The sequence below is a fragment of the Microbacterium sp. Root166 genome (assembly GCF_001427145.1).
GTDB lineage: Bacteria > Actinomycetota > Actinomycetes > Actinomycetales > Microbacteriaceae > Microbacterium.
Map to the genome: position 1 here is coordinate 580,966 of NZ_LMGL01000002.1, position 25,459 is coordinate 606,424.

21 protein-coding genes are annotated in these 25,459 nt (G+C 70.7%); 5 read left to right on the top strand and 16 right to left on the bottom strand.

The features are described from left to right. Window position 1: 1 nt before the first annotated feature. From ASD56_RS10570 to gatC, 6 genes are all read right to left on the bottom strand, one after another. Window positions 2–496 carry a hypothetical protein gene (locus ASD56_RS10570; RefSeq protein ID WP_235565651.1) on the bottom strand — a complete coding sequence of 165 codons (495 nt, stop codon included), beginning with the start codon at window positions 494–496 and terminating at the stop codon, window positions 2–4. A gap of 73 nt (window positions 497–569) precedes the next feature. Beyond that, complete coding sequence (locus ASD56_RS16495; protein ID WP_055965336.1) at window positions 570–890, bottom strand: hypothetical protein; 321 nt, start codon at window positions 888–890, stop codon at window positions 570–572. Between the two features lie 32 nt (window positions 891–922). Beyond that, window positions 923–2,188 carry a DNA polymerase IV gene (gene dinB, locus ASD56_RS10580; protein WP_055965339.1) on the bottom strand — a complete coding sequence of 422 codons (1,266 nt, stop codon included), beginning with the start codon at window positions 2,186–2,188 and terminating at the stop codon, window positions 923–925. Window positions 2,189–2,229: 41 nt separating this feature from the next. Next, window positions 2,230–3,747 carry an Asp-tRNA(Asn)/Glu-tRNA(Gln) amidotransferase subunit GatB gene (gene gatB / locus ASD56_RS10585; protein ID WP_055965341.1) on the bottom strand — a complete coding sequence of 506 codons (1,518 nt, stop codon included), beginning with the start codon at window positions 3,745–3,747 and terminating at the stop codon, window positions 2,230–2,232. Continuing rightward, window positions 3,747–5,258 (bottom strand): Asp-tRNA(Asn)/Glu-tRNA(Gln) amidotransferase subunit GatA, encoded by a 1,512-nt coding sequence (gene gatA / locus ASD56_RS10590; protein ID WP_055965343.1) that lies wholly within the window; start codon window positions 5,256–5,258, stop codon window positions 3,747–3,749. Before gatA ends, gatB begins: the two co-directional genes overlap by 1 nt. Window positions 5,259–5,266: 8 nt before the next feature. Next, window positions 5,267–5,566 carry an Asp-tRNA(Asn)/Glu-tRNA(Gln) amidotransferase subunit GatC gene (gatC, locus tag ASD56_RS10595; RefSeq protein ID WP_055965346.1) on the bottom strand — a complete coding sequence of 100 codons (300 nt, stop codon included), beginning with the start codon at window positions 5,564–5,566 and terminating at the stop codon, window positions 5,267–5,269. A gap of 68 nt (window positions 5,567–5,634) precedes the next feature. Here gatC and ASD56_RS10600 point away from each other — a divergent pair, with 68 nt between their 5' ends. After that, window positions 5,635–7,335, top strand: coding sequence for a long-chain-fatty-acid--CoA ligase (locus ASD56_RS10600; RefSeq protein WP_055965349.1), 1,701 nt, complete (start codon window positions 5,635–5,637; stop codon window positions 7,333–7,335). On the opposite strand, the gene ASD56_RS10605 is transcribed toward ASD56_RS10600, so the two are convergent. The 5 genes from ASD56_RS10605 to ASD56_RS10625 form a co-directional block, all read right to left on the bottom strand. Then, entirely contained in the window at window positions 7,319–8,119 is an 801-nt protein-coding gene (locus ASD56_RS10605) for an SDR family NAD(P)-dependent oxidoreductase (protein ID WP_055965352.1), read from the bottom strand. The two genes, ASD56_RS10600 and ASD56_RS10605, sit on opposite strands and share 17 nt — an antisense overlap. After that, on the bottom strand, window positions 8,116–8,427 hold the full coding sequence (locus tag ASD56_RS10610; RefSeq protein WP_055965354.1) for a YciI family protein: 312 nt from the start codon (window positions 8,425–8,427) through the stop codon (window positions 8,116–8,118). Before ASD56_RS10610 ends, ASD56_RS10605 begins: the two co-directional genes overlap by 4 nt. 6 nt (window positions 8,428–8,433) lie before the next feature. Then, window positions 8,434–10,698, bottom strand: coding sequence for an NAD-dependent DNA ligase LigA (gene ligA / locus ASD56_RS10615; protein WP_055965901.1), 2,265 nt, complete (start codon window positions 10,696–10,698; stop codon window positions 8,434–8,436). A 79-nt stretch (window positions 10,699–10,777) separates the two neighbouring features. Next, window positions 10,778–11,875 (bottom strand): tRNA 2-thiouridine(34) synthase MnmA, encoded by a 1,098-nt coding sequence (gene mnmA / locus ASD56_RS10620; protein WP_082541414.1) that lies wholly within the window; start codon window positions 11,873–11,875, stop codon window positions 10,778–10,780. A gap of 9 nt (window positions 11,876–11,884) precedes the next feature. Beyond that, a complete protein-coding gene (locus ASD56_RS10625; RefSeq protein WP_055965358.1) occupies window positions 11,885–13,072 on the bottom strand; it encodes a cysteine desulfurase family protein in 1,188 nt (395 codons plus the stop codon). Window positions 13,073–13,185: 113 nt separating this feature from the next. Here ASD56_RS10625 and glgX point away from each other — a divergent pair, with 113 nt between their 5' ends. Genes glgX through glgB form a run of 3 tightly spaced genes read left to right on the top strand, consistent with a single transcriptional unit; the run spans window position 13,186 to window position 19,579 of the window. Beyond that, the gene (gene glgX / locus ASD56_RS10630; protein ID WP_055965362.1) at window positions 13,186–15,261 is read left to right on the top strand and encodes a glycogen debranching protein GlgX; all 2,076 of its coding nucleotides are present in this window, start codon (window positions 13,186–13,188) and stop codon (window positions 15,259–15,261) included. A gap of 59 nt (window positions 15,262–15,320) precedes the next feature. Continuing rightward, window positions 15,321–17,405 carry an alpha-1,4-glucan--maltose-1-phosphate maltosyltransferase gene (locus ASD56_RS10635; RefSeq protein ID WP_200947504.1) on the top strand — a complete coding sequence of 695 codons (2,085 nt, stop codon included), beginning with the start codon at window positions 15,321–15,323 and terminating at the stop codon, window positions 17,403–17,405. Then, window positions 17,402–19,579, top strand: coding sequence for a 1,4-alpha-glucan branching protein GlgB (gene glgB / locus ASD56_RS10640; RefSeq protein WP_055965365.1), 2,178 nt, complete (start codon window positions 17,402–17,404; stop codon window positions 19,577–19,579). The genes ASD56_RS10635 and glgB overlap by 4 nt, the downstream gene beginning before the upstream one ends. Before the next feature lie 29 nt (window positions 19,580–19,608). Here glgB and ASD56_RS10645 read toward each other — a convergent pair whose 3' ends face one another. After that, window positions 19,609–20,547 (bottom strand): tetratricopeptide repeat protein, encoded by a 939-nt coding sequence (locus ASD56_RS10645; protein WP_055965368.1) that lies wholly within the window; start codon window positions 20,545–20,547, stop codon window positions 19,609–19,611. After that, a complete protein-coding gene (locus tag ASD56_RS10650; protein WP_055965907.1) occupies window positions 20,544–22,403 on the bottom strand; it encodes a hypothetical protein in 1,860 nt (619 codons plus the stop codon). The genes ASD56_RS10645 and ASD56_RS10650 overlap by 4 nt, the downstream gene beginning before the upstream one ends. Window positions 22,404–22,581: 178 nt before the next feature. Between ASD56_RS10650 and ASD56_RS10655 the strand changes: the two genes are divergently transcribed. Further along, the gene (locus ASD56_RS10655; protein ID WP_055965371.1) at window positions 22,582–23,649 is read left to right on the top strand and encodes an AI-2E family transporter; all 1,068 of its coding nucleotides are present in this window, start codon (window positions 22,582–22,584) and stop codon (window positions 23,647–23,649) included. Window positions 23,650–23,664: 15 nt separating this feature from the next. Here the strand turns inward: ASD56_RS10655 and ASD56_RS10660 are convergent, their stop codons facing one another. From ASD56_RS10660 to ASD56_RS10670, 3 genes are read right to left on the bottom strand one after another with little or no spacing between them, the layout of a single operon-like run. Beyond that, window positions 23,665–24,393: an alpha/beta hydrolase gene (locus ASD56_RS10660; protein ID WP_055965910.1), complete on the bottom strand. Its 729-nt coding sequence runs from the start codon at window positions 24,391–24,393 to the stop codon at window positions 23,665–23,667. A 26-nt stretch (window positions 24,394–24,419) separates the two neighbouring features. After that, a complete protein-coding gene (locus tag ASD56_RS10665) occupies window positions 24,420–24,704 on the bottom strand; it encodes a hypothetical protein (protein WP_055965374.1) in 285 nt (94 codons plus the stop codon). Between the two features lie 5 nt (window positions 24,705–24,709). Next, window positions 24,710–25,444, bottom strand: a complete 735-nt coding sequence (locus ASD56_RS10670; protein WP_055965378.1) for a hypothetical protein — start codon at window positions 25,442–25,444, stop codon at window positions 24,710–24,712. Window positions 25,445–25,459: the final 15 nt, after the last annotated feature.

Sequence of the window (25,459 nt, forward strand, 5' to 3'; positions counted from 1 at the left end):
CTCAGGGAACCACGAACGCGTGGGTGGCCTGGAGGACGGGCTGGTCTCGGGCGACGTGCTGGTCCTCCTGTCGTGCCCAGCGATCCCAATGCGGCCGGTACGTCTCGCCGTCACGGGCGAGCGCACGCTGCCGGCGCGATGCGGCGGGCGAGTCGAGCCAGACCCGTACATCTCCGAGGCCCTGCGTCGCCGGGGTCAGCAGTCCCGACCCTTCCACCACCAGGGGAAGCGACGGATCCACCGCATGAGCCTCCGCCGGCGCCGACTCCTCCCAGTCCCAGCGCTGCCACACCCCCATCAGGCCCCGGGCGTGCGGGACGAGGATCTGCTCACGCGCGAGTCCGACGCCGCCGTCCAGGCCGTCCCACCCGGGATACAGCGAGTCGAGCGCAACAAGCTGCACCCGGCCGGCGAGCGGCCAGCGTGCGATCAGCATGCGAGCGAGGGAGGACTTTCCCGCACCGCTGCGGCCGTCGATGAGAACGACCGGATTCACCGCTCCGAGGTCCGTGATCGCACCGATGACTCTCGACGCAGCGGCGTCGAGAGCGAGTGCGACCGGATCGGAGCTACTTCTTGAGCGCTCGGATGACACGGCTGAGCGCGCGACCGGCGAAGAAGACGAAGGGGATCGCGACGGCGACGAGAGAGACCAGGTTCGGCTCGAACCGGAGGTCGTCGCCCTTGCGGATGTACGCGCCGAGCGGCACCGTCCAGCCGCCGCCTCCACCGCCGCCATTCCCGGCCTCATCGGAGCCGCCGCCGAAGCCGGACCACGTGATCGCGACGGGGATCAGGCGGACGCCGTCGACATCCTGCTGCTCACCGTAGGCGCTCGTCACGCCGAAGGATGCGGACTGCTTGCCGAGCTCGAGTGCGATGTTGGGCATGGCTCCACGCTACCCGCCATGCGCGCCCGCTGTCAGCCCTGATCGAGCTTGGGTGGCGGCGGGCTCGACGGGATCGACCCGCCACCTCGCGAACGGCCGAGCAGCGTCGCGCGCGTCACCGCGCCGCGACCGAACTTGGCGGCCGCTCCGTCGAGGGCGTCCTCGATGCGGCGCCACTCCCGGTCGTCGTCCCACAGTGCCAGCGGCGCAGAGCCGGTCTCACGCAGCTTCTCGGCGCGCACGCCGATCAGCCGGACCGGAAGCCGGCGCTCGAGCGAGGCGAACAGCTCGTGCGCGGCATCCCCGATCCGCTGTCCGACCGCGGTGGGCTCGGGAAGCGTCTGCGACCGTGAGACGGTGGTGAAGTCGGCGAATCGCACCTTGATCGCGATGGTGGTGGCCTCCCACCCGCCCGCGCGAAGGCGCGCGCCGACGCGGTCCGCGAGACGCCGCAGCTCCGAACGCAGGATCGCAGGGTCAGTGATGTCCTCGTGGAACGTCTCTTCGTGGCCGACGCTCTTCTCGACCCGGTGGGTGTCGACCTGTCGGGGATCCACCCCGCGCGCGAGATGCCAGACACGCTCCCCCATCGCCGGCCCGAGCGCACGGTCGAGCACCTCGCGCGGGATGTCGAGAACGTCGGCGACGGTGTGGATGCCGCGTCCCTCGAGTGCCTCGGACGCCTTGGGCCCGACGCCCCAGAGCGCGCGGACCGACCGTGGAGCCAGGAAGGCGGCGGTGTCGGCCTCGGCGACGATCAGCAGCCCGTCAGGCTTGCTGATGGTCGACGCCATCTTCGCGACGTGCTTCGTCGCGGCGACGCCGATGCTGCACGGCAGCCCGGTCTCGGCCAGGACGCGCGCTCGCAGATCACGGGCGATGACACCGGGACTCCCCCACAGCCGCCGCACCCCGCGCACATCGAGGAAGGCCTCGTCGATCGACAGCGGCTCGACCAGCGGGGTGACGTCACGGAAGATGCGCATCACCTGCCCGGAGAGCTCGAGGTAGCGGTCGAAGTGCGGCAGCACGACGATGGCGGCCGGGCACAGCCTCAGCGCCTGCCCGACCGGCATGGCCGAGCGCACGCCGAACCGGCGAGCCTCGTACGACGCGCTCGAGACGACCGACCTGCTCTCGGGCGCGCCGATGATGATCGGCTTCCCGCGAAGCGACGGATCATCGAGCTGCTCGACCGACGCGTAGAACGCGTCCATGTCGACATGCAGGATGCCGGCGCCGGTGTCGTCCGCGCCGTCGGCGGAGACGATGCGTCCCGTGCCGTCGCCGCGTCCCATGATCCGATTCTGCCTGCAGCCTCCGACGTCGGCGGGTCGGGTCAGGACGCCGAGGCGCGCTCCAGCACGAGCTCGCGCACGCGTGCCGCGTCGGCCTGGCCCTTCATGGCCTTCATGACGGCGCCGATGACGGCGCCGGCGGCCTGCACCTTGCCGTCGCGGATCTTGGCGAGGACGTCCGGCTGCGAAGCGAGCGCCTCGTCGATCGCGGCGATCAGGGCACCGTCATCCGAGACGACGGCCAGTCCGCGGGCGTCCACGACCTGCTGCGGCGTTCCTTCGCCCGCGACGACTCCCTCGAGCACCTGGCGCGCGAGCTTGTCGTTGAGCGCACCGGAGTCGACGAGACCCTGCAGCGCGGCGACGTCCGCCGGGGTCGCGAGGTCGGACGCCTCACGGCCCTGCACATTCGCGATGCGGGTCAGCTCGCCCGTCCACCACTTGCGTGCGGCCGCGGGTGCGGCGCCGGCGGCCACGGTCGCCTCGACCTCGGCGAGGAGGCCGCCGTTGACGACGTCCTGGAACTCGAGGTCGGTGAACCCCCAGCCGGCCTTGAGCCGCCGACGGCGTTCCGCCGGGGGCTCCGGAAGGGCGGCGCGCAGCTCTTCGATGAGGTCGAGAGCAGGCGCGACGGGCAGGAGGTCGGGCTCGGGGAAGTAGCGGTAGTCGTCGGCATCGGACTTCGGACGGCCCGGCGACGTGGTGCCGGTGTCCTCGTGCCAGTGACGGGTCTCCTGGATGATCGTGCCGCCGGCAGCGAGGATGGCCGCCTGACGCTGGATCTCGTAGCGCACCGCGCGCTCGACCGACCGCATCGAGTTCACGTTCTTCGTCTCGGTGCGCGTGCCGAGCTTCTCCTGGCCGCGCGGGCGCAGCGAGACGTTCGCATCGCAGCGGAGGTTGCCCCGCTCCATGCGCGCTTCGGAGATGCCGAGCGAGAGCACGATGTCGCGGATCGTCTGCACGTACGCCTTGGCGATCTCGGGCGCACGGTGCTCGGCGCCGAAGATGGGCTTCGTCACGATCTCCACCAGCGGCACGCCGGCGCGGTTGTAGTCGACGAGCGAGTACTCGGCGCCCTGGATGCGACCGGTCGAGCCGCCGACGTGCGTCAGCTTGCCTGCATCCTCTTCCATGTGGGCCCGCTCGATCGGCACCGTAACGATCGATCCGTCCGAGAGCTCCACGTCGACGGAACCCTCGAAGGCGATCGGCTCGTCGTACTGCGAGATCTGGTAGTTCTTCCCGAGGTCCGGGTAGAAGTAGTTCTTCCGGGCGAACCGGCTGGAGGGCGCGATCGAGCAGCCGAGGGCGAGCCCGAGGCTGATCGAGAACTTCACGGCTTCGGCGTTGACCGTCGGAAGCGAGCCCGGCAGTCCCATGTCGACCGGGGCGACCAGTGTGTTCGGCGCGGCGTCGTGGTTGTCCGAGTGCGCCGGGTTTGCGGCGCCGGAGAACATCTTCGTCTTGGTGTTGAGCTCGACGTGGACCTCGAATCCGAGCACCGGCTCGAACTGCTCGAGTGCCTTGTCGAAGTCCATCAGCTTGTCCTTGGCCATCAGCGTGCCCCTCCGAGGATCGGAGCGCGCTCGAGCAGCGGCGCACCCCACGAGTCGACCAGCACGGCTTCCAGCGCGGCGCCCACCCGGTACAGCCGAGCGTCCTGACGTGCGGGCGCGAGGAACTGGATGCCGACCGGCAGACCGTCCTCTTCGGCAAGACCCGACGGGATCGAGATGCCGGGCACTCCCGCGAGGTTCGCGGGGATCGTCGTGACGTCGTTGAGATACATCTGCATCGGATCGTCGATCTTCTCCCCCAGCTTGAACGCCGTGGTCGGCGCGGAGGGGGTCGCGATGACGTCGACGGAACCGAACGCGGTGTCGAAGTCCTGCTGGATGAGCGTGCGCACCTTCTGTGCCGAGCCGTAATAGGCGTCGTAGTAGCCGGCGGACAGCGCGTACGTGCCGAGGATGATGCGGCGCTTGACCTCGTCGCCGAAGCCCTGGTCGCGCGTCTTGGCCATCACGTCCTCGACGGTCCCGCCGGGCACGTCGACGCGCAGGCCGAAGCGCACCGAGTCGAACTTCGCAAGATTGCTGGATGCCTCGGCCGGGAGGATCAGGTAGTACGCGGCCACACCGTACTCGAAGTGGGGGGCGCTGACCTCGACGATCTCGGCGCCCTGCGCCTCCATCGCGGCCAGAGCCGCGCGGAACGACGAGGACACGCCCGGCTGGAAGCCGGCGTCCGGGAGCTCCTTGATGATGCCGACGCGAAGGCCCTTGAGCACATCGCCGCGGGCGCCCTCACGGGCGGCATCGGCGAAGGACGGCCACGCGTCCTGCAGCGACGTCGAGTCGTGCGGGTCGTGGCCGCCGATCACGTCGTGCAGCAGGCCGGCATCGAGCACCGTACGAGTGACCGGACCGACCTGGTCGAGGCTCGAGGCCAGCGCGATCGCGCCGTAGCGGCTGACGCCGCCGTACGTCGGCTTGAGGCCGACCGTCCCGGTGACGTGCGCCGGCTGGCGGATCGAGCCGCCGGTGTCGGAGCCCAGCGCCAGCGGCGCCTCGAAGGAGGCCACCGCGGCAGCCGAGCCGCCGCCGGAGCCGCCGGGGATCCGGTCGAGGTCCCACGGGTTGCGGGTCGGGCCGTAGGCCGAGTGCTCGGTGGAGGAGCCCATCGCGAACTCGTCCATGTTCGTCTTGCCCAGCGGCACCAGGCCGGCGGCACGGGAGCGCGCCACCACGGTGGCGTCGTAGGGCGACACGTACCCCTCGAGGATCTTCGATCCGCTCGTGGACGGCATGTCGGTGGTGACCAGGACGTCCTTGATCGCCAGCGGCACACCGGCGAGCGGGCCGAGCCGGTCGCCGGCCGCGCGGCGGCGGTCGATCTCGGCGGCGACGTCGAGGGCGTGATCGCTCACGTGAAGGAACGCGTGGACGTCGCCGTCGACGGCGGCGATGCGGTCCAGGTGGGCCTGCGTGGCCTCGACGCTGGAGACCTCGCCGGCGGTGAGCTTGTCTGCGAGCGCGGCGGCGCTCAGCTTCGTGAGATCGGTCACGGGGGTCCTTACTGCTCTTCGCCGAGGATGGCGGTCACTCGGAAGCGGCCGTCTGCGGTATCCGGCGCGTTCTGCAGCACCTGGGCGGGCGTCAGCTGATCGCCCACGACGTCGGGGCGGAAGATGTTCTCGAGCGGGATGGGGTGGCTCGTCGCCGTGACCTCGGGGGTGGCGACCTCCGACACCTTCGCGATGTTGTCGACGATCGCATCGAGCTGTCCCGTGAGGCGCTGCACCTCCTCGTCGCTCAGCTGGATGCGGGCGAGCACACCGAGGTGGCGCACGAGATCGGGGGTGATTTCAGACACCCGGACAGTTTAGTCGTACGCTTTTCGCCCGCCCGTGCCGGTGCGGATCACGGGCGTAGGCTGAACGCGTGACGACGTATGACCCGCCTCGCCCGTGGATCGCCAGCTACGCCGAGGGGGTGCCCGACGACCTCGAGCCCGTGAGCGGCTCGCTCATCGACATCGTCGCGGCCTCCGCCGCGGACTATCCGGACGCCCCGGCCCTGCAGTTCTTCGGCCGGACCACGTCGTACCGCGATCTGCAGGAGCAGATCGAGCGTGCGGCGGCCGGGCTGCGCGCACAGGGCGTCAAGGCCGGCGACCCCGTCGCGATCGTGCTTCCCAACTGCCCGCAGCACATCGTGGCGTTCTACGCGATCCTGCGCCTGGGCGCCGTGGTCATCGAGCACAACCCGCTCTACACCCCGCGTGAGCTCCGCAAGCAGTTCGAGGATCACGGCGCGAAGCACGCCATCGTGTGGTCGAAAGTCGTCGGCACCGTGCAGGAGTTCCCCGCAGACCTCGCGGTGACCTCGCTGGTGTCGGTCGACATCACGACGGCCATGCCGCTGCGGACCCGGCTCGCCCTGAGGCTGCCGATCAAGAAGGCCCGTGAGTCGCGTGCCGCGCTGACCGAGCGCGTGAGCGGCGCCATCTCGTGGAGCGACATCGTCCGCTTCGAACCTCTGCCCGCGACCCACCCAAGGCCGGCGACGGACGACCTGGCGCTCATCCAGTACACCAGCGGCACGACGGGGACGCCCAAGGGCGCGTCGCTCACGCATCGCAATCTCCTCTCCAACGCGGCCCAGGCCCGGGCGTGGGTGCCGTCGATCGTGCGCGGCGACGGCTGCGTCGTGTACGCCGTGCTCCCGATGTTCCATGCCTACGGGCTCACCCTGTGCCTGACCTTCGCGATGTCGATGGGCGCGCGCCTGGTGCTGTTCCCCCGGTTCGACCCGGACATGGTGCTCGAGGTCACCAAGAAGCACCCGGCGACCTTCCTCCCGCTGGTCCCCCCGATCGCGGACCGGCTGCTCAAGGCAGCGAGCGAGAAGGGCGTGTCGCTTGCCGGCACCCAGGTCGCGATCTCCGGCGCCATGGCGCTCCCGCACGAGCTCGTGGTGCCCTTCGAAGCGGCCTCGGGTGGTTTCCTCGTCGAGGGGTACGGCCTGAGCGAGTGCTCTCCGGTGCTGATGGCCAATCCGGTCGCCACAAGCCGCGTGCCGGGCACGGTGGGCCTCCCGCTGCCTGGGACCGAGTGCCGCGTCGTCGACCCCGACGAACCCACGCGGGACGTCCCGGCCGGCGAGAGGGGCGAACTCATCGTCCGCGGACCGCAGGTCTTCAGCGGGTACTACGGCAAGCCCGAGGAGACGGAGGCGGTCTTCACCGAGGGCTGGTACCGCACGGGCGACATCGTCACGATCGACGAGGCGGGCTTCGTGCGCATCGTCGACCGCATCAAGGAGCTCATCATCACGGGCGGCTTCAACGTCGCGCCGACCGAGGTCGAGAACGCTCTGCGCCAGCACCCGCTCGTCGAGGACGCCGCGGTGGTGGGCCTGCCGAGCGAGCACTCGGGTGAGGAGGTCGCGGCGGCCATCGTCGTCGCACCGGAATCCGACGTCGACGTCGAGGCGATCCGCGACTACGTGCGCGGCGTCCTCACGCCGTACAAGGTGCCCCGGAGCATCTTCATCGTCGACGAACTGCCGAAGTCCCTCATCGGGAAGGTGCTGCGCCGGCAGGTGCGCGACAGGCTGCTGGCGCTCACCTCGGGCGGGTGAGCGAGCCAGGGTCTCTCGTACGCTCCTCGGGATCGCCGCCGTGCGCGGCCCGCCCACCGTCCACGGGCACGACGGCACCGGTGACGAACGAAGCGCCGTCCGAGAGCAGGAACGACACGACCTTCGCGATCTCGGCCGCCTCGCCCACGCGTCCCAGGGGCTGGAGCGCGGCGATGGAGGCCTCGAACGCGCCGCGCTCGGCATCCGTGAGGTTCTGCAGGTGCTGGTCGTACCGCGGGGTGCGCACCGACCCCAGTGCGACGGCGTTGACGCGGATGCCGTGACCGCCGTAGTCGACGGCCAGCGACCGCGTGAGTCCTTCCAGTGCCGCCTTGGCGGTGGCATAGGCGAGGCTCCCGCGGACCGGTCTCAGCCCCTGGTGCGAGCTGACGTTGACGATCGCACCCGGCGTCCTCATCCGGAGGAACTCGTTCACCGCCGCCGCTGACCCGGCCACCGCGGGTTGGAGGTTGTGCGCGATCGCAGCGCTCGTGAGAGCACCGCCGGCCCGGTCCAGCCAGAGATCCTCGAAGACGGCGGAGTTGTTGACCCACCCCGCGAGAACGCCCAGCCGCCGCGCCGCCCGGACCGCGGCGTCGGCGACCTCCTCTTCTGCGGCGTCGCCCAGCACCTCGGCGAACGTGGCCGATTCGAGGCGCCCCGCGGTGCGGAGGTCCACCGCGACCACCGCCTCCTCACGCGAGAGCAGCTCGTCGACGATGGCTTCGCCGATTCCGCCGGCCGCGCCGGTGACGACCGTCACACGCCGCGGCGACGGAGTCATGCGCCGGCCAATCCGTCGCGAGCCACCGCCACCGCGTACGGGTGCAGCGACGCCGTGAACACGCCGGCGGCGACCGCCGGGTCGCCGGCCATCACCTCGTGCGCTGCCTCGGCGTCCGAGGCCTCGAAGATCGTGATCCCGAACGTGCCGACGTCTTCCTGCGTGCGGCCGGCGAGGATCAGGATGCCGCGTTCCTTCAGACCCAGCAGATAGGCGAAGTGCTCCCCGACGATGCGCTGCTCATCGGCGGTGGGATCGGCGACCATCCCGGGCCGCGCCGGCACGATCCGGTAGAGCCAGTGCGACATCGCAGTTCACCCCGCGTCGGCCGCTGCAGGACCGAGTGCCTCAGGCCCCTGGGTGACGAGGATGTGGAACTGGGCGGCATCCAGGATGCGCACGCCGAGCTCTTCCGCCTTGGCCAGCTTGGATCCCGCGCCCGGCCCGGCCGCGACGAAATCCGTCTTCTTCGAGACGCTGGAGGCCGCTTTGCCGCCGGCCTTGAGGATCGCCTCCTGGGCGCCCTCGCGGGAGTAGCCCTCGAGGCTGCCCGTGGCGACAACCGTGACGCCCTCGAGTACGCCGCCCTCGACGACGGCGGCGCCAGGTCCGGGGTGGCCCGGGGTCGTCAGCTGCGCACCTGCGGCCGCCCATCGGTCGACGATGTCGCGATGCCAGTCGATCTGGAACCACTCGGTGAGCGAGTCGGCGATGATCCCGCCGACACCCTCCACCGCTGCGAGCTCATCGCGCGAGGCCGCACGGATGGCATCGACCGAGCCGAACCACTGCGCGAGGGCTCGCGCCGCGACAGGGCCGACGTGGCGGACGTTCAGCGCCACCAGGAACCGCCACAGCTCCTTCGTCTTCGCCCGCTCGAGGTTCGCCAGGAGCTGCGTCGCCGACGCGGACAGGATCGCGCGCGCGTCGCCGTCGAACGGGCCGTCGGCGTCGAAGGCGGGATCGGTCTTCTTGCGCTGGCGCCGGAACGGCGACCGGGTGTCGGGTGTCCCGTCGTCGAGCAGCCGGGGAAGGCCGGTCTCGGCATCCCGCACCACCACGTCGATGGCGAACAGGTCTTCGGGGCGCAGCTCGAACAGCGCGGCCTCGGAGACCAGCGGCGGCACGTCGGGCCGCACCGGCTGGGTGAGAGCGGCCGCGGAGACCTCGCCGAGCCCCTCGATGTCGAGGGCTCCGCGGGAGCCGATGTGCTCGACGCGGCCGCGCACCTGCGCCGGGCAGGACCGCGCATTGGGGCAGCGCAGGTCGATGTCGCCCGCCTTCGCCGGAGCCAGCCGCGACCCGCACTCCGGGCAGTCGGCCGGCATGACGAAGGCGCGTTCGGTTCCGTCCCGCAGCTCGACGACCGGCCCGAGCACTTCGGGGATCACGTCGCCGGCCTTGCGCAGCACGACGGTGTCGCCGATCAGCACGCCCTTCGCCTTGACGACGTCCTGGTTGTGCAGGGTCGCCTGGCGCACGACCGAGCCCGCGACCTTGGCCGGCTCCATCACGGCGAACGGCGTGGCACGGCCGGTGCGGCCGACCGAGACGACGATGTCGAGGAGCTTGGTGTTCACCTGCTCGGGCGGGTACTTGTAGGCGATGGCCCAGCGCGGCGCGCGGCTGGTCGCGCCGAGCTCGTCGTGCAGCGCGAGCTCGTCCACCTTGACGACGATCCCGTCGATCTCGTGCTCGACGTCGTGACGGTGCTCGCCGTAGTGGCGGATGAATTCGTCGGCGCCCTGCGCCGAGTCGACGACACGGAAGTACGCGCTCGTCGGCAGGCCCCAGGACTTGAGCAGCTCGTAGATCTCGCTCTGCGACGACACCGGCGGGTCCTGCCACGCGCCGATGCCGTGCACGGTCATGCGCAGCCGCGACAGGCGCTCGTCCATCGCGCGCAGCTGCTTCTCGTTCTTGCCCTCGCTCTTCTGGCGGAGGGATCCGGATGCCGCGTTCCGCGGGTTCGCGAAGAGGCGGTCACCCTGCTCCTGCTGGAAGGCGTTCAGCGACTCGAAGTCCGCCACGTCGAAGAACACCTCGCCGCGCACCTCGACGAGCGCGGGGTGCCCGGTGCCGGCCAGGGTGTGCGGGATCCCAGCGAGCCGGCGGACGTTCTCGGTGACATCCTCGCCCACGCGCCCGTCGCCGCGCGTCGCCGCGGTGGTCAGCCGGCCCCGCTCGTAGCGCAATGACAGCGCGAGGCCGTCGATCTTGAGCTCGCACAGGTAGTGCACGGCGCGCCCGGCGTCGCGCTCCACCTTCGCGGCCCAGGCGAGGAATTCGTCGTCGCTGAAGACGTTGTCGAGGCTCAGCATGCGCTCGGCGTGCTCGACCGGCGCGAACAGCGAGCTCTCGGCGGCGCCCACGCTGAGCGTCGGCGAGTCCTGGCCCTGCAGCTCGGGATGGAGCCGCTCGAGAGCCTCGAGCCGGTGCATCCAGCCGTCGTAGGTGAAGTCGTCGACGATCTCGGTGTCGGCGCCGTAGTACGCGTCGCGTGCGCCGATGATGAGCTCGGTGAGGCGCGTCACCTCGCTCCGCGCTGCGTCGAGGCTCAGCGCCTCGAGCTCTGCGATGTTCTGCGCGTCGGGACGGGGGTCATCGATGTCGCGTGCCACCCGGCCAGTCTAGGGACGGCCGCCGACGTCCGCGGGGTCAGGCGGAGACGGGGACGGCCGACACGGTGCGGTCGATCGTGAACTGCCCGATCACCCGCGTGCCGTCGTAGAGCACCGCGGTCTGTCCGGGTGCGACGCCGTCGAAGGGAACGTCGGGGACGACCGTGATGCGGCCCTGCGCGAGGGTGGCCCGTGCCGGCACCGGCTCGGCATGTGCACGGATCTGCACGTGACACCCGAAGTCTCCCTCGGCCTGCGGGCGACCGGCCCACGAGTGCCGCTCCCCCGCGATCTCGGCGGTCGCCAGTGCCTCCTTGGGACCCACGACGACGGTGTTGCTCACCGGCCGCACCTCGAGCACGAACCGCGGCTTGCCGTCGGGCGCGGGCACCCCGAGCGAGAGTCCGCGACGCTGCCCCACCGTGAAGGCGTGCGCCCCCTCGTGGCTGCCCACGACCGCGCCGGTGCGGTCGACGACGTCGCCGTGAGCGGTGCCGACCTTCTCGGCCAGCCAGCCCCGGGTGTCGCCGTCCGGGATGAAGCAGATGTCGTGGCTGTCGGGCTTCTGGGCGACGGTCAGCCCGCGCTCTGCGGCCTCCGCTCGCACGACGGCCTTGGACGGCGTCGACCCGAGCGGGAAGTAGGTGTGGGCGAGCTGCTCGGCGTTGAGCACCCCGAGCACGTACGACTGGTCCTTGGCGGCATCCGATGCCCTGTGGAGTTCTCGGCCGTCGGGGCCGTCCACGAGCGTCGCGTAGTGGCCGGTGCACACCGCGTCGAAGCCGAGCTCGATCGCGCGCTCGAGCAGCGCGGCGAACTTGATCTTCTCGTTGCAGCGCATGCAGGGGTTCGGGGTACGGCCCGCCTGGTACTCGGCAATGAAGTCGTCGATGACGTCGTCGCGGAAGCGCTCCGAGAAGTCCCACACATAGAACGGGATGCCGAGACGGTCGGCGGCCCGCCGGGCGTCCATCGCGTCCTCGATCGTGCAGCAGCCGCGACTGCCCGTCCGCAGCGTTCCCCCGGCGCGGGAGAGCGCCAGATGGACGCCGACGACCTCGTGCCCCGCCTCGACGGCCCGCGCGGCCGCCACGGCGGAGTCGACGCCACCGCTCATGGCCGCAAGGATCCGCATGGGTCCAGTCTACGAGCGGGCGCCTGAGGGAGTCCCGGATGCCGCACGTGCGCGCGCCACGGCCCCCGGGAGCGCCGCGAGCACGGTGTCGATGTCGGCGGAGGTCGTGGTGCGCCCCAGGCTGAACCGCAGCACCTGGCGGGCCTCGGCATCCGTCCTGCCCATCGCCTGCACGACGTGCGACGGCTCGGGAATGCCCGCCTGGCACGCCGACCCGGTCGAGACGGCGATGCCTGCCTGATCGAGCAGGAACAGCAGCGTCTCGCCCGACGCACCGGAAAAGAGCACGTGCGCGTTGCCGGGCAGGCGATGCACCGGATCGCCGAGCAGCTCGGCATCGACGACAGTGCTCAGGATGCCGCGCACCAGCGCCGTGCGCAGAGCCTCCAGCCGTGCGGCCTCCGACTCCCGCTCGGCCTCGGACAGTTCGGCGGCCACGGCGAAAGCCACGGCACCCGCGACATCCGGCGTCCCGGCGCGAAGACCCCGCTGCTGACCGCCGCCGTGCAGGAGCGGCGCGAGCCGGGCGTGCCGCGACACCACCAGCGCTCCGACGCCCGCCGGCCCGCCCACCTTGTGCGCGGAGATGCTGAGGGCGCTGAGGCCGCCGGTCGACGTCGACCCGCCGCGCCACGTGCGGAACGAGACGGGGATATGACCGAAGGCCGACACCGCGTCCAGGTGCAGGGGCACCGCCTCCGCTGCGGCGGAAGCCGCGAGAGCGGCGGCGTCGTTGAGCGTGCCGACCTCATTGGCGGCCACCAGCGCGGTCGCGAACGCGGCACCGGGAAGGGCATCGGCGAACCGGTCCGGGGCGATGCGCCCGAGTCCGTCGAGCGCGACCGCCCGCACCTCGGCGCCTGCTGACGCATGGAGCCAGCCGACGGCGTCGAGGGTGGCGTGATGCTCCCCGTCGGGCAGCACGATCGCCTCGCGACCTGCCTCGCGCGCCGACCACAGGCCCTTCACGGCGAGGTTGATCGACTCGGTCCCGCCCGAGGTGAACACGACCTCCGGGGGGTCGCAGTCGATGATCGCGGCGAGTCTCTCGCGCGCTTCTTCGAGCAGCCGCCGGGCGGCCTGGCCGAAGGTGTGGATCGACGACGCGTTGCCCAACTCGTCACCGGCGCTCGCCCACGCGTCCCGGGATTCCGGGCGAAGCGGGGTCGTGGCGGCATGATCCAGGTAGATCGCCATCCTCGTCTCCTCATGCTTCGCGGGCTGCCGACAAGTCGTGCGCCCGAGTTCCGCACCCCTCGGGACTCGGTTCCGTAACGCCGCCGACTCCTGGCATAACTACTGTAGAGCGCATGCTCTCGCCGCAGCTCGCCCTATCGCCGGGTCTCCTCCGCGCCGATCTCGATCGGCTCGGGGTCACCGTCGGGCATGAATCTTCCACCCTGCGCGTGTGGTCCGGCGCCGCTGATGCGATGGAACTGGTCGTGTTCGACGACTCCGACCTCGACTGGGCGACCGACAGCGCCGCGCTCGCACCGGTCGGCGGCGGGGTCTGGGAGATCACCACGCCGCTGCTGCGTCCCGGCACGCGGTACGCCATCCGCGTGGACGGCCCCCACGGGCCGGGGAACACCTTCAACCGCAACACGCTGCTGATCGACCCCTACGCGCGCGGGCTCGACCGCGACGGCTTCGACGACTGGCGATCGGTCGTGGTCGACGGGTCGTTCGACTGGGGCGGCGTGGGCAAGCCGGCGGTGCCGATGGACCGCACGGTCATCTACGAGGGACACCTGAAGGGCCTGTCCAAACGGCATCCCGACGTCCCGCCCGCCCTGCACGGCACGTACGCCGGGCTGGCGCATCCGGCGATGATCGAGCATTTCCTGTCGCTCGGCGTCACCAGCATCGAACTGCTGCCCGTCCACGCCTTCGCGACCGAGCCGCGGCTGCTGCAGCACGGCCTCTCGAACTACTGGGGCTACAACACCCTCAACTTCTTCTCCCCGCACGCGCCGTATGCCACCGAGCAGGCCCGCCGCGAGGGGCCGGAGGCGGTACTCCGCGAGTTCAAGGGCATGGTGCGGCTGCTGCACGAGGCGGGGCTCGAGGTCATCCTCGACGTCGTCTACAACCACACGGCGGAGGAGGGCATCGGCGGCCCGCGATCGAGCCTGCGGGGCATCGACAACGCCGCGTACTACCGGCAGCAGGAGGACGGCGCCTACATCGACGTCACGGGCTGCGGCAACGCGGTGAACACGTCGACGGATGCCGCGGCCCGCCTGGTTCTGGACTCGCTGCGCTACTGGGCGAACGACGTGCAGATCGACGGCTTCCGCCTCGATCTCGCCGCGACGCTCGGTCGTGACGAGTCCCACGCGTTCACGCCCGATCATCCGCTGCTGCGGGCGATCATCGACGATCCCCAGCTGGCCGGCGTCAAGAAGATCGCCGAGCCGTGGGATGTCGGCATGGGCGGGTGGCAGACCGGCAACTTCGGCGACGGCTGGAGCGAGTGGAACGACCGCTACCGCGACCGCGTGCGCAACTTCTGGCTGAGCGACGTGGACTACGCGCGACGCGCCTCGACCGCGCCCGTCGGGATCGGCGGCCTCGCCACACGTCTGGCGGGTTCGTCGAACACCTTCAGCGCGGAACGCGGGCCGCTCGCGAGTGTCAACTTCGTCACGGCGCACGACGGCTTCACCCTGCGCGATCTCGTCTCCTACGACGTCAAGCACAACCTCGGCAACGGCGAGCAGAACCGTGACGGCGCCGACACCAATCGGTCGTTCAACCACGGCGCCGAGGGGCCCACCGACGATCTCGGCGTCCTCGCGACGCGGCGCCGGGCCATGCGCAATCTGCTCGGGACGCTCCTCCTCTCGGCGGGCATCCCCATGATCGCGGCGGGCGACGAGTACGGCCGATCGCAGCGCGGCAACAACAACGCCTACTGCCACGACTCGCCGCTGACATGGCTCTCCTGGCAGCACGCCGACTGGCAGCGCGACCTGTTCGCCCACGTGCAGCGACTGCTCGCCCTGCGCCGCGAGAACCCCGCGCTCCGACCGGTGCGCTTCGCGCGGCTGGGTGAGCACACGCCGTCGGCCTCGGTCATGGACTGGTACGACGAGCGCGGCGAGACGGTGACGAGCGACCGATGGGCCAATCCCGACCACCGCACGCTCCAGTACGTCGCGGCCTCGACCCCCGAGAACGAGGCCTTCAACCGGATCCTCCTCATCATCCACGGGGTGGAAGCGCCCACAGACGTCGTGCTGCCGACCATCGACGGAGTGTCGAGCTACGTGTCGCTGTGGTCGAGCGCCGACGAGAAGCCCGATGCCTCGCGGCCGCCCCTCCCGCCGGGGGCTGTCGTACCGGTGGCGGGAACGTCGATGCACCTGTTCCGGGCCGAGTGAGAGCGGAACAGGCCGTGCGGCGCCTGTCGCGCCCCCGGGCGTCGGGGTAGGTTCGAGACGTGGTCACGTCATCGCGCACCGCGCGCCCCCGCCCCTGGCGGAGCGCCTCCGCCATCCCTGTCCGAGACGCGCGAGAGTGGCAGCCCGAGCGGCTGACGGTCTCCCGCCGGATTCCGCTGGCCAAGCCCGGGCCCTCCGTCCCCTGGGGCGACTTCCAGCCCAAGGCGTACGCCGGCGAGGTCGTCCCTTTCCGCGTGACGTCGTTCCGCGAGGGACATGACCGGATCGGCGTCCAGGTGCGCCTCACCTCGCCGTCGGGCGATGTGTCGCTGCACCGGCTGCGCGCTCTCGAGGACGGCTTCGACACCTGGCGCACCGAGGTCGTCCTTCTCGAGGAGGGCGTGTGGACGTTCCGCTTCGAGTCGTTCGCGGACGAGTTCGCCACGTGGGAGCACGCCGCTGACCTGAAGATCGCCGCGGGGGTGGATGCCGCGGTGATGCGCGAACTGGGTGCGCTCCTGTTCGAGCGCTCGGCCACCGAGAAGTCCCGGCCCGCCGCGGAGCGGAAGGGACTCACGACGGCCGCGGCGACGCTCATGGATCCGTCCGTGAGCGACGCCGAGGCGCTCGTCGTCGTGCGCGATCCCGCGATCGCCGCGTACTTCCACGCTCGGCCGGCCATGGCGCTGACGACCGTGGGCGATGAGCTCGAGCTGCTCGTCGAGCGCGAGCGCGCCGGCTCCGGCGCCTGGTACGAGTTCTTCCCGCGGTCCGAAGGTGCGCGCCGCCTCAAGGACGGCCGGATCAAGAGCGGCAGCTTCCGCACTGCGGCCCGGCGGCTCCCCGCCGTCGCGGCGATGGGCTTCGACGTGCTGTACCTGCCGCCGATCCATCCGATCGGCCGGATCAACCGCAAGGGACGAAACAACACCCTCGATCCGGGCCCGGCCGACCCCGGCTCACCCTGGGCGATCGGCGCCGCCGAGGGCGGTCACGACGCCGTCCACCCGGATCTCGGCAGTCTCGCCGACTTCCGCGCCTTCGTCCGTGCCGCTCGCGCCGAGGGGATCGAAGTGGCCCTGGACTTCGCCCTGCAGGCGGCTCCCGACCACCCCTGGGTCGCCGAGCACCCGGAGTGGTTCACGACGCTGCCCGACGGGACCATCGCGTACGCCGAGAACCCGCCCAAGAAGTACCAGGACATCTATCCGATCAACTTCGACAACGATCCTGCAGGCATCTACGCCGAGGCGCTGCGCGTCGTCCGCCACTGGATCGCCCAGGGCGTCAGGATCTTCCGCGTCGACAACCCCCACACCAAGCCGCTGCAGTTCTGGGAGTGGCTGATCGCAGCAGTGAACGCCGAGCATCCGGACGTGGTGTTCCTCGCCGAGGCGTTCACGCGTCCGGCACCGCTGCAGAGCCTCGCCGGCGCCGGCTTCCAACAGAGCTACACGTACTTCACCTGGCGCAACACCAAGCTCGAGCTGGAGGAGTTCCTGACCGGTCTCGCCACCGAGACCGATGACTTCGTGCGCCCGAACCTCTTCGTCAACACTCCCGACATCCTCACCGAGTACCTCCAGTTCGGCGGAAGGCCGGCCTACGTCATCCGGGCGGCGATCGCCGCGACGGCGGCGCCGGTGTACGGCGTCTACGCGGGGTACGAGCTGTTCGAGAACGTGGCCCGCCCCGGGTCCGAGGAGAACATCGACAACGAGAAGTACGAGTACAAGGTGCGGGACTGGGAGGGCGCCGAGGCGCGGGGCGACTCCCTCGCACCGTTCCTGACCCGCCTCAACGAGATCCGCCGTGCCCACCCGGCGCTCGGTCAGCTGCGCAACCTGAGCATCCACTGGAGCGACGACGACGCCATTCTCGTCTACGTGAAGCACCTGGATGCCGCGCTGTCGCCGACCGGGCGCTCCGACACGATCATCGTGGTCGTCAACACGGATCCGCACTCGGTGCGCCAGACGATGGTGCACCTCGACACGCGACTGTGGGGCGTCGAGCCCGGCGATCCGTATGACGTCGAAGACCTGGTGACCGGGGCGCAGTGGACGTGGTCGGATCACAACTTCGTGATGCTGGACGCGTTCACCGAACCCGTCCACATCCTGCACGTGAAGGAGTCACGATGACGATCACGGACCAGGTTCTCGACGCCGTCGCGGCGGGCGCCCACCATGACCCGCACAGCGTGCTCGGCATCCATCCGTCCGCCGACGCGGAGGGCGGCACGGAGTGGACGATCCGTGCACGCCGGCCACTGGCCCGCAGCGTCACGGCCGTCTTCGTGGACGGCACCCGCGTTCCTCTCGAGCACGTGCGGGCCGGCGTGTGGGAGGGCACGCGCTCGGGCGCGCTCCGCGCCTACGAGCTGCACACGACCTACCCGGACGCCCCCGACTTCGTCGCCGACGATCCCTACCGGTTCGCACCGACGATCGGCGAGCTCGACCTGCACCTGATCGGCGAGGGCCGCCATGAGGAGCTGTGGCGCGTCCTCGGCGCGCACGTGCGCGAGATCGACGGCGCGCTCGGCACCGCCTTCACCGTCTGGGCCCCGAACGCACGCGCCGCGCGCGTGGTCGGCGAGTTCAACGGCTGGGACGGCCTCGGCCACTCCATGCGCTCGATGGGCGGCACCGGAGTGTGGGAGCTGTTCGTTCCGGGCGTCGGCGCGGGAGCGACCTACAAGTTCGAGCTGCTCAGCCGTCGCGGCGACTGGGTCGTCAAAGCGGATCCGATGGCGCGCTACGCCGAGGTGCCGCCGGCGACCGCCTCGGTGGTGGTGCAGTCCGCCTATCGCTGGCAGGACGACGAGTGGATGTCGCACCGCGCCCGCACCGCCGCACTGTCGCAGCCGATGTCGGTGTACGAGCTGCACTTCGGGTCCTGGCGCCCGGGGCTGTCGTATCGCGACGGCGCGGACCAGCTCATCGACTACGTCAGCGCGCAGGGATTCACGCACGTGGAGTTCCTGCCGCTCGCCGAGCACCCCTTCGGAGGATCGTGGGGCTACCAGGTCACCGGGTACTACTCCCCCACCAGCCGCTTCGGCCACCCGGACGATCTGCGGTATCTGATCGACCGCCTGCACCAGGCCGGCATCGGCGTGATCATGGACTGGGTTCCCGGCCACTTCCCGAAGGATGCCTTCGCCCTGGCACGCTTCGACGGCGAGGCGCTGTACGAGCACCCGGATCCGCGGCGCGGCGAGCACCGTGACTGGGGCACGTACATCTTCGACTACGGCCGCAACGAGGTGCGCAACTTCCTCGTCGCGAACGCGCTGTACTGGTTCGAGGAGTTCCACGTGGACGGCCTGCGCGTGGACGCCGTCGCGTCGATGCTGTACCTCGACTACTCGCGCGAGGACGGCGAGTGGGTCCCGAACGTCCACGGCGGTCGCGAGAACCTCGAGGCCATCCGCTTCCTGCAGGAGGTCAACGCGACGGCGTACAAGCGCTACCCCGGCATCGCGATGATCGCCGAGGAGTCCACCAGCTTCCCCGGCGTCACAGCCCCCACCGGCCACGCGGGCCTCGGCTTCGGCTTCAAGTGGAACATGGGCTGGATGAACGACTCGCTGCAGTACATCCAGCGGGACCCGATGTACCGCGCCCACCACGAGGGTGAGCTGTCCTTCTCGTTCGTCTACGCGTTCAGCGAGAACTACCTGCTTCCGATCAGTCACGACGAGGTCGTCCACGGCAAGGGCAGCCTGTTCGGCCGCATGCCGGGCGACCACTGGCAGAAGCTCGCCAACATGCGCGCGTTCCTGGCGTACATGTGGGGGCATCCCGGCAAGAAGCTGCTCTTCATGGGCCAGGAGTTCGGACAGCTCTCGGAGTGGTCCGAGGGACGCGCGCTGGACTGGTGGCTGCTCGATCAGCCCTCGCACGCGCAGCTCGGCGGCTTCGTCTCCAGCCTCAACGCCCTCTACCGCGAGCACTCCGCACTCTGGGCGCGTGACTCCGACGGGGCAGCGTTCACGCGGCTGGGCGCCCCGCAGTGGAACCCCAACGTGATCGCGTTCGCACGCCGTGACTGGCACGGCAACTCCGTCGCCGTCATCTGCAACTTCTCGGGCGTGCCCTTGACCTCGTTCGAGCTCGATCTGCCCGAGACAGGGGTCTGGCATGAGGTGCTCAACACCGACGCCGAGATCTACGGCGGGTCGGGCGTGGGCAATCTCGGCATGGTGCACGCCGGAGAGGGCGGGCGGGCGCACATGGTGCTTCCGCCGCTCGGCGTGCTGTGGCTGCGCCACGACCCCGAGGCCCACATCCCCTCGCCCACGAAGGGCTGAGGGGCGGCGGGCGGATCAGCCCGCCGAGATCAGAACAGCAGCGACGCGAGGCGTCCGCGCGCCTGCAGCACGCGCGGGTCGGCGTCGCCGACGAGCCCGAACAGCTCCAGGAGGCGCTCGCGCACGGGTGCGCGCTCATCGGCGGGAAGTGCGGCGAAGAGATCCAGCAGTCGCGCGAACGCGTCGTCGACGTGGCCGCCCGCGACGTCGAGGTCCGCCACGGCGAACTGCGCGGCGACATCGGTCGGCCCGGCCGCCGCGGCGGCACGGGCCTCCTGGAGGTCGAGGCCCTGAACGCGATCCAGCAGACGCACCTGTCCGAGCCCGGCCCGGGCATCCGCGTCGCGCGGGTTCTCGGCGATCGCGCGCTCGTAGGCGCGGATGGCCCGCGGATAGTCGCCGGCTTCGATGGCGTCGTACGCCTCGGCGTGCAGCGGGGGCAGCGGCGGCTCGGCGGGCGCTTCGGCGGGGAGGTCTCCGGCCACCGAGACGGTGCCCGTCACGCCGTTCTGCGCCGCGAGCTGCAGCAGCTGGGCGAAGACGTCGCGCACCTGCTGCTCGGGCACGGCGCCGGTGAACAGCGGCACCGGCTGTCCGGCGACGAGCGCGAGAACCATCGGGATCGACTGCGCCCGGAAGGCCTGCGCAAGCTGCGGGTTCGCGTCGACATCGACCTTCGCGAGGACGAGCCGGCCGCCGAGCTCCGTCACCACGGACTCGAGCACCGGGGTGAGCTGCTTGCACGGACCGCACCACTCGGCCCAGAGGTCGATGACGACCGGCACCGTGCGCGATAGCTCGAGGACCTCGGGGAAGGTCTCGTCGGTGACGTCCATCACGAGAGAGGGCACGACGCCGTTCGCGGCCGGCGCGTCGGCACCACCGGCGGGAGCCGCCGCGGGCCGGTTGCGCAGCGACGAGAGGTCGACGGCGCCGCGCAGGGCTGCGCCGGAGACGGAATCGGTCACGAGATCACCTTCGCGTCGAGGATGTCGGAGGAGTAGCCGAGGAGGCGGATCTTCTCCGTCGAGCCCTGCCCGGGAACGTAGAAGAAGACCTGATCGGTGAACGTCGTCGAGAAGCCCTTCGCGGACTGATCGGCCCCGGCGAGGGTCTTCACGGTCGGGTTGTTCTCGACCTTGATGACGGCGTCGGCGTTCGTCGGGGTGACGGTGTCGGTCTCGGTGATGTTGACCGCGACGATGGCGCCGCTCTCGACGGTCGCCAGAGCGAAGGGCGCATGCGTGCCGGCAGCGGACGAGAACGTCAGGGTGCCGGTCGAGGACGCGGTCTGGTTGAACTCGGCGAGCCGGCGCTCGCGGTCCGCGGCGATGCTCTCCCGCAGCTGGTCGCCTTCGGCCTCGAACAGTGCGTAGAACTCGCTCTCCGCACCCTTGTTGATGACGTCAGAGTAGGCGGCGGCGAGCTCTTCGGGAGCCATGATGAGGAACGGCGAGTCCGGCGCGACCTGGATCGCGCCGATGTAGACCGGCGCCAGGTCGGGCATCGGGGTGGAGGCCTCGAGGCTGGCAACATACGAGAGCTTGTACTGGGACCACGGGTCCTTCTGGGTCAGCACCATGATGCTGGAGGTCTTCGTGTCCTCGTCGTCGACCACGGCCATCACCGAGCGCGGCCAGGAGTCGTTCGCCTGGGGCAGCACGATCTTCAGCGGCTTGGTGTTGATGACCGGCGGCACGGCGTAGTCGGCGATCGCGCCGCGCAGCGTGTAGTTGGTCGAGCGCGCGGCCAGCGCGGCGCCGTCGAGGCGCGTTGCCGCGAGGTCCTTGTCCAGCGCCTCATCGGCATCGGCGACGGTGCCGGCGATGCGGGAGAGGATGCGCTCGGCCTGCGGCTTGGTGACGGCCGGCGCCTGCTGCCCCTCCGGGACGATGACGGTCGCGGAAGGAGTCGGGGTCGGGGTCGGACCGAAGTCCGGCCAGGCATCGGGCGTGCACCCGGTGAACAGGAGTGCCGAGACGGCCACGACGGGAAGGATGGCGAAGGCGCGACGCCCTCCGGTCACCGCTCGCCGGGTCGGAGTGGCGCTGATCACGCCTTTGTCGCCGCCGTCGACGGCGACATCGATCGGCTGGGTGGCTGTCAGGGGTAGGCCCTTGCGGCGCGGACCGCGCGAACGACGCGCGTGACGGATGCCGAGGATGTACAGGAACACGCCCACGGCGAGGATGATGCCCCCGCCCACCATGAGCGGACCCGCCCACGGGGTGGCGTTGATGATGGGCCACGAGAGCGAGACGTTCTGCGGTGCCGGCTCGGTGCCGTCGCTGGCCACGAGCACGCTCATCTCGGCGGGAAGCTGGAGCGGCGCGATGAGGATGTCGCTCTGCTGGAACTCGTCGAGCCACAGGTCGGACCCGACCGGAGAGCGGCCCGGAGCGGTCTCCTCAGCGTCCGCCGGGGCGTCGTCCGCCGGCGCGGCGGGGTCGGCCGCGGCGTCATCGGCGGCCGCGTCATCCGCGGGCTCCTCGGCGACGACCTCGGCCTCGACCAGCTCGGTCACGATCTCGCCCTCGCCGTTCAGGGTCGCCACGTTGTACTCGGAGTCGGCCAGCCACGCCTCGATGTCGGCCGTGCGGCCGTACGCGGCGAAGACGTCGCCTTCACCCTGCGCGCGCAGCGTCTGCGCACCCGGGTACTCGTTCAGCACGGCGCCCTCGATGAGGAGGTACGGAGCCTCCTGCTCGGCCGAGATCGCCGCCGTCTGCGTCTCGGGTCCCTGGAAGATCGTCCGCTGGGAGATGCCCGCGCCGATCATCACGGCGGCGAGCACGAAAGCCGCCACGGCCCACACGAAACGCACGGAATACACCTTTCACAGGCCCGACCGGATGGCCGGAGCCCTCTTCTCGACATTTCAGACTAGCGAAAGTGACCTGAAAGGCGCCCGGGAGGGCGTGATCACCGGCCTGGGCGTCCGCTATGCGTATCCTGACGGAACAGAGTTCGGCCGTCGGGCCGGTGAAGGTCGGGGAGGCCGCATGAAGGTGCACAATCCGTTCCGGGTGGCGTTCCTCGCCACTCTGGGCGTCGGCCTCGGGCTCGTGCTCATCAACAGCGTGCAGACTCTGTCGACGATCCTGCTCTACGTGGGGACGGCGCTGTTCCTCTCGCTCGGCCTGGACCCGATCGTGGCCTGGCTCGAGCGACGGAAGCTCCCCCGGTGGGCGGCAGTCCTCATCACGATCCTGGCGGTCCTCGCCGCCTTCGCCGGCATCATCCTTATGGTGATCCCGATCATCGTCCAGCAGATCGGACAGCTGGTCGTGGCGATCGAGGAGATCGTGAGCAGCGGCGCCTTCGACGATCCGGTCGGCGAGATCCAGAAGTGGCTGGGCGACGTCTTCCCCGCGCTCGACGTCGATGCGCTGTGGGGCTACATCGAGGACTGGTACGCGGGCCTCGACGTCGGCGCGATCGGCGGCGAGATCGGCAGCAGCATCATCGCAATCGGCGGCGCCATCCTCGCCGGGCTTGCGGGCGCCTTCATCGTGCTGATCCTGACGATCTACTTCACGGCGTCCACCCCGAGCCTCAAGCGCGCCGTCTACCAGCTCGTTCCGGCCTCGAAGCGCGCCCGGTTCATCGACCTGGGCGAGCAGATCACCGACTCGGTCGGCTACTACGTCATCGGGCAGCTCAGCCTCGGCGTGATCAACGGCGTACTCAGTGCGATCTTCCTCACGTTCATCCAGGCGCCGTTCCCCGCCGTGCTCGCCGTCATCGCGTTCTTCTTCTCGCTGATCCCGCTGGTCGGCACGCTCACCGGCTCGACCATCATCGTGCTGATCTGCCTCGGTCTGGGCTCCCCCACGACGGCGCTCGTCGCCGCGATCTACTACCTGATCTACATGCAGATCGAGGCGTACGTCATCTCGCCGCGCATCATGGGGCGCGCGGTCGCGGTGCCCGGAGCTGTCGTGGTGATCGCGGCACTCGCCGGCGGCGCGCTGCTCGGCCTGCTGGGCGCCCTGGTGGCGATCCCGGTGGCCGCCAGCATCCTGATCATCTACCGCCAGGTCGTGATCCCGCGGCAGAACGAGCGATGAGCGGATGCCGCGCCGTCAGGCGTCGGTACCGAGGGGGCCGTCCCACTCCAGCGGCAGCGGGAGCGCGTCCGGATTGACCGCCGCGACGATCTCCGTCAGCACGCGACGGGTCTGCGTCTCCCCCACCCACAGGTGCTTGCCACCCTCGACCGGGATCAGCACGGCGTCGGGAACGCTCGCGAAGCCCTGGGCCGCGGCATCCGGTCGCAGATAATCGTCGTACTCGGGGACGATGACCACCAGCCGGCGCGGGTCCCCGGCCCAGGCCGCCACCTCGTCGGGCGTCGCGCGGTGCAGCGGCGGGGAGAGCAGCACGGCCCCCTCGACGGCGTGATCCCGGCCGTACTTGAGCGCGAGCTCGGTGCCGAAGGACCAGCCGACCAGCCAGGGTCGCGGAAGGGCGCGCTCACGGACCAGGTCCATCGCGGCCGCGACGTCGAACGCCTCTGCACGACCGCCGTCGAAGGTCCCCTCGCTGGTGCCGCGCGGTGAGGTGGTGCCGCGCGTGTTGAAGCGCAGCACGGCGAGGTCGGCCAGCGCGGGCAGGCGCCCGGCGGCCTTGCGCAGGATGTGCGAGTCCATGAAGCCGCCGGCCGTCGGCAGCGGGTGCAATGTGACGAGGGTCGCCACGGGATCCCGGTCGGCGGGGAGGGCGAGTTCGCCCACGAGCGTGAGGCCGTCCAGCGTCTCGAGCTCGATCTGCTCCCGCCGCGCGGGCAGCAGCATCGGTCCGCGGATCTCCATGCCGACGACGTCCTTCCCTGCCGCCATCAGGCGACTTTCCAACAGTGCTGGTGCCAGTGACGGCGCGCCTCGAGGTCGGCGCGATCGCCGAGCACGCCGTCGGCGCGCCACGCCACGAGGTGGGCTGTTCCCTCGGCGATCGTGCGACCGCAACCGGGACAGATGTAGCTCTTGACCGCCTGCACGGCCGACACCGGCTGAACGGTCCACTCGACCCCGCGTCGCAGCTCGGTCCGCTTCCACCCGACCATGAGCTGCTCGAACGAGTCGTCGCCGCCGGATTCGGGGCGACGGCGGTTCGACCGCGGCATCGTCGTCAGTACCAGCCGACGCGCTGGGAGTGACCCCACGCGCCGCAGGGCGTGCCGTAGCGGCCCGAGATGTAGCCGAGGCCCCACGTGATCTGCGTGGCGGCGCTGGTCTCCCAGTCGGCGCCCGCGGTGGCCATCTTGCTTCCCGGGAGGGCCTGCGGGATGCCGTAGGCACCGCTGGAGCGGTTCAGCGCATTCACGCGCCAGCCCGACTCCTTGTTCCAGAGCGCGACAAGGCAAGCGAACTGGTCGTCGCCCCATCCGCGCGCGAGCACCATCTGGTACGCGATCGCCTGTGCGCTGCCCGGATCGGGCGTGACGAACGGCGGCTGCCAGCCCGACGAGCCGGTCGGCTTGGCCGTGACCGGCGGCGGGGGCGGGGGCTTCGGCTTCACGTAGACGGTGTAACCGCCGCGGTCCAGTGCCGGCGCCTCGGCGTCTTCCTCAGCCTCGGTCGCCGGAAGAGTCTGGATGTCGTCCACCGAGCTCGCGTAGAGCGAGATGGAGGTCGGCTCCTCGGCGTTCGCCTCCGTGAGGGCGATGCCGGCGGGGCCGACATACGCGGCCACGAAGCCCACGGCGGCGAAGGCCGCGAACACGCCCAGCACCCCGCGCCGGCGCGACCAGCGCACCGTGGCTGCGGGGGGATGACGGCGGGCGGAGACCGGTGCATCCGCGAGGGTCGACACGTCCTCGCGGCGCGCGCGCCGGGTCGGGATCAGCTCGTTTCCGGAAGTCACAGTGCCCCGAGTCTA

Coding starts and splice junctions, on each gene's coding strand:
- ASD56_RS10625 (WP_055965358.1), bottom strand. CDS start 13,072: ATGGCGATCTACCTGGATCATGCCGCCACGACCCCGCTTCGCCCGGAA.
- glgX (WP_055965362.1), top strand. CDS start 13,186: ATGCTCTCGCCGCAGCTCGCCCTATCGCCGGGTCTCCTCCGCGCCGAT.
- ASD56_RS10655 (WP_055965371.1), top strand. CDS start 22,582: ATGAAGGTGCACAATCCGTTCCGGGTGGCGTTCCTCGCCACTCTGGGC.
- dinB (WP_055965339.1), bottom strand. CDS start 2,188: ATGGGACGCGGCGACGGCACGGGACGCATCGTCTCCGCCGACGGCGCG.
- gatB (WP_055965341.1), bottom strand. CDS start 3,747: ATGGCCAAGGACAAGCTGATGGACTTCGACAAGGCACTCGAGCAGTTC.
- ASD56_RS10665 (WP_055965374.1), bottom strand. CDS start 24,704: ATGCCGCGGTCGAACCGCCGTCGCCCCGAATCCGGCGGCGACGACTCG.
- ASD56_RS10610 (WP_055965354.1), bottom strand. CDS start 8,427: ATGTCGCACTGGCTCTACCGGATCGTGCCGGCGCGGCCCGGGATGGTC.
- ASD56_RS10605 (WP_055965352.1), bottom strand. CDS start 8,119: ATGACTCCGTCGCCGCGGCGTGTGACGGTCGTCACCGGCGCGGCCGGC.
- ASD56_RS16495 (WP_055965336.1), bottom strand. CDS start 890: ATGCCCAACATCGCACTCGAGCTCGGCAAGCAGTCCGCATCCTTCGGC.
- mnmA (WP_082541414.1), bottom strand. CDS start 11,875: ATGCGGATCCTTGCGGCCATGAGCGGTGGCGTCGACTCCGCCGTGGCG.
- ASD56_RS10660 (WP_055965910.1), bottom strand. CDS start 24,393: ATGGAGATCCGCGGACCGATGCTGCTGCCCGCGCGGCGGGAGCAGATC.
- glgB (WP_055965365.1), top strand. CDS start 17,402: ATGACGATCACGGACCAGGTTCTCGACGCCGTCGCGGCGGGCGCCCAC.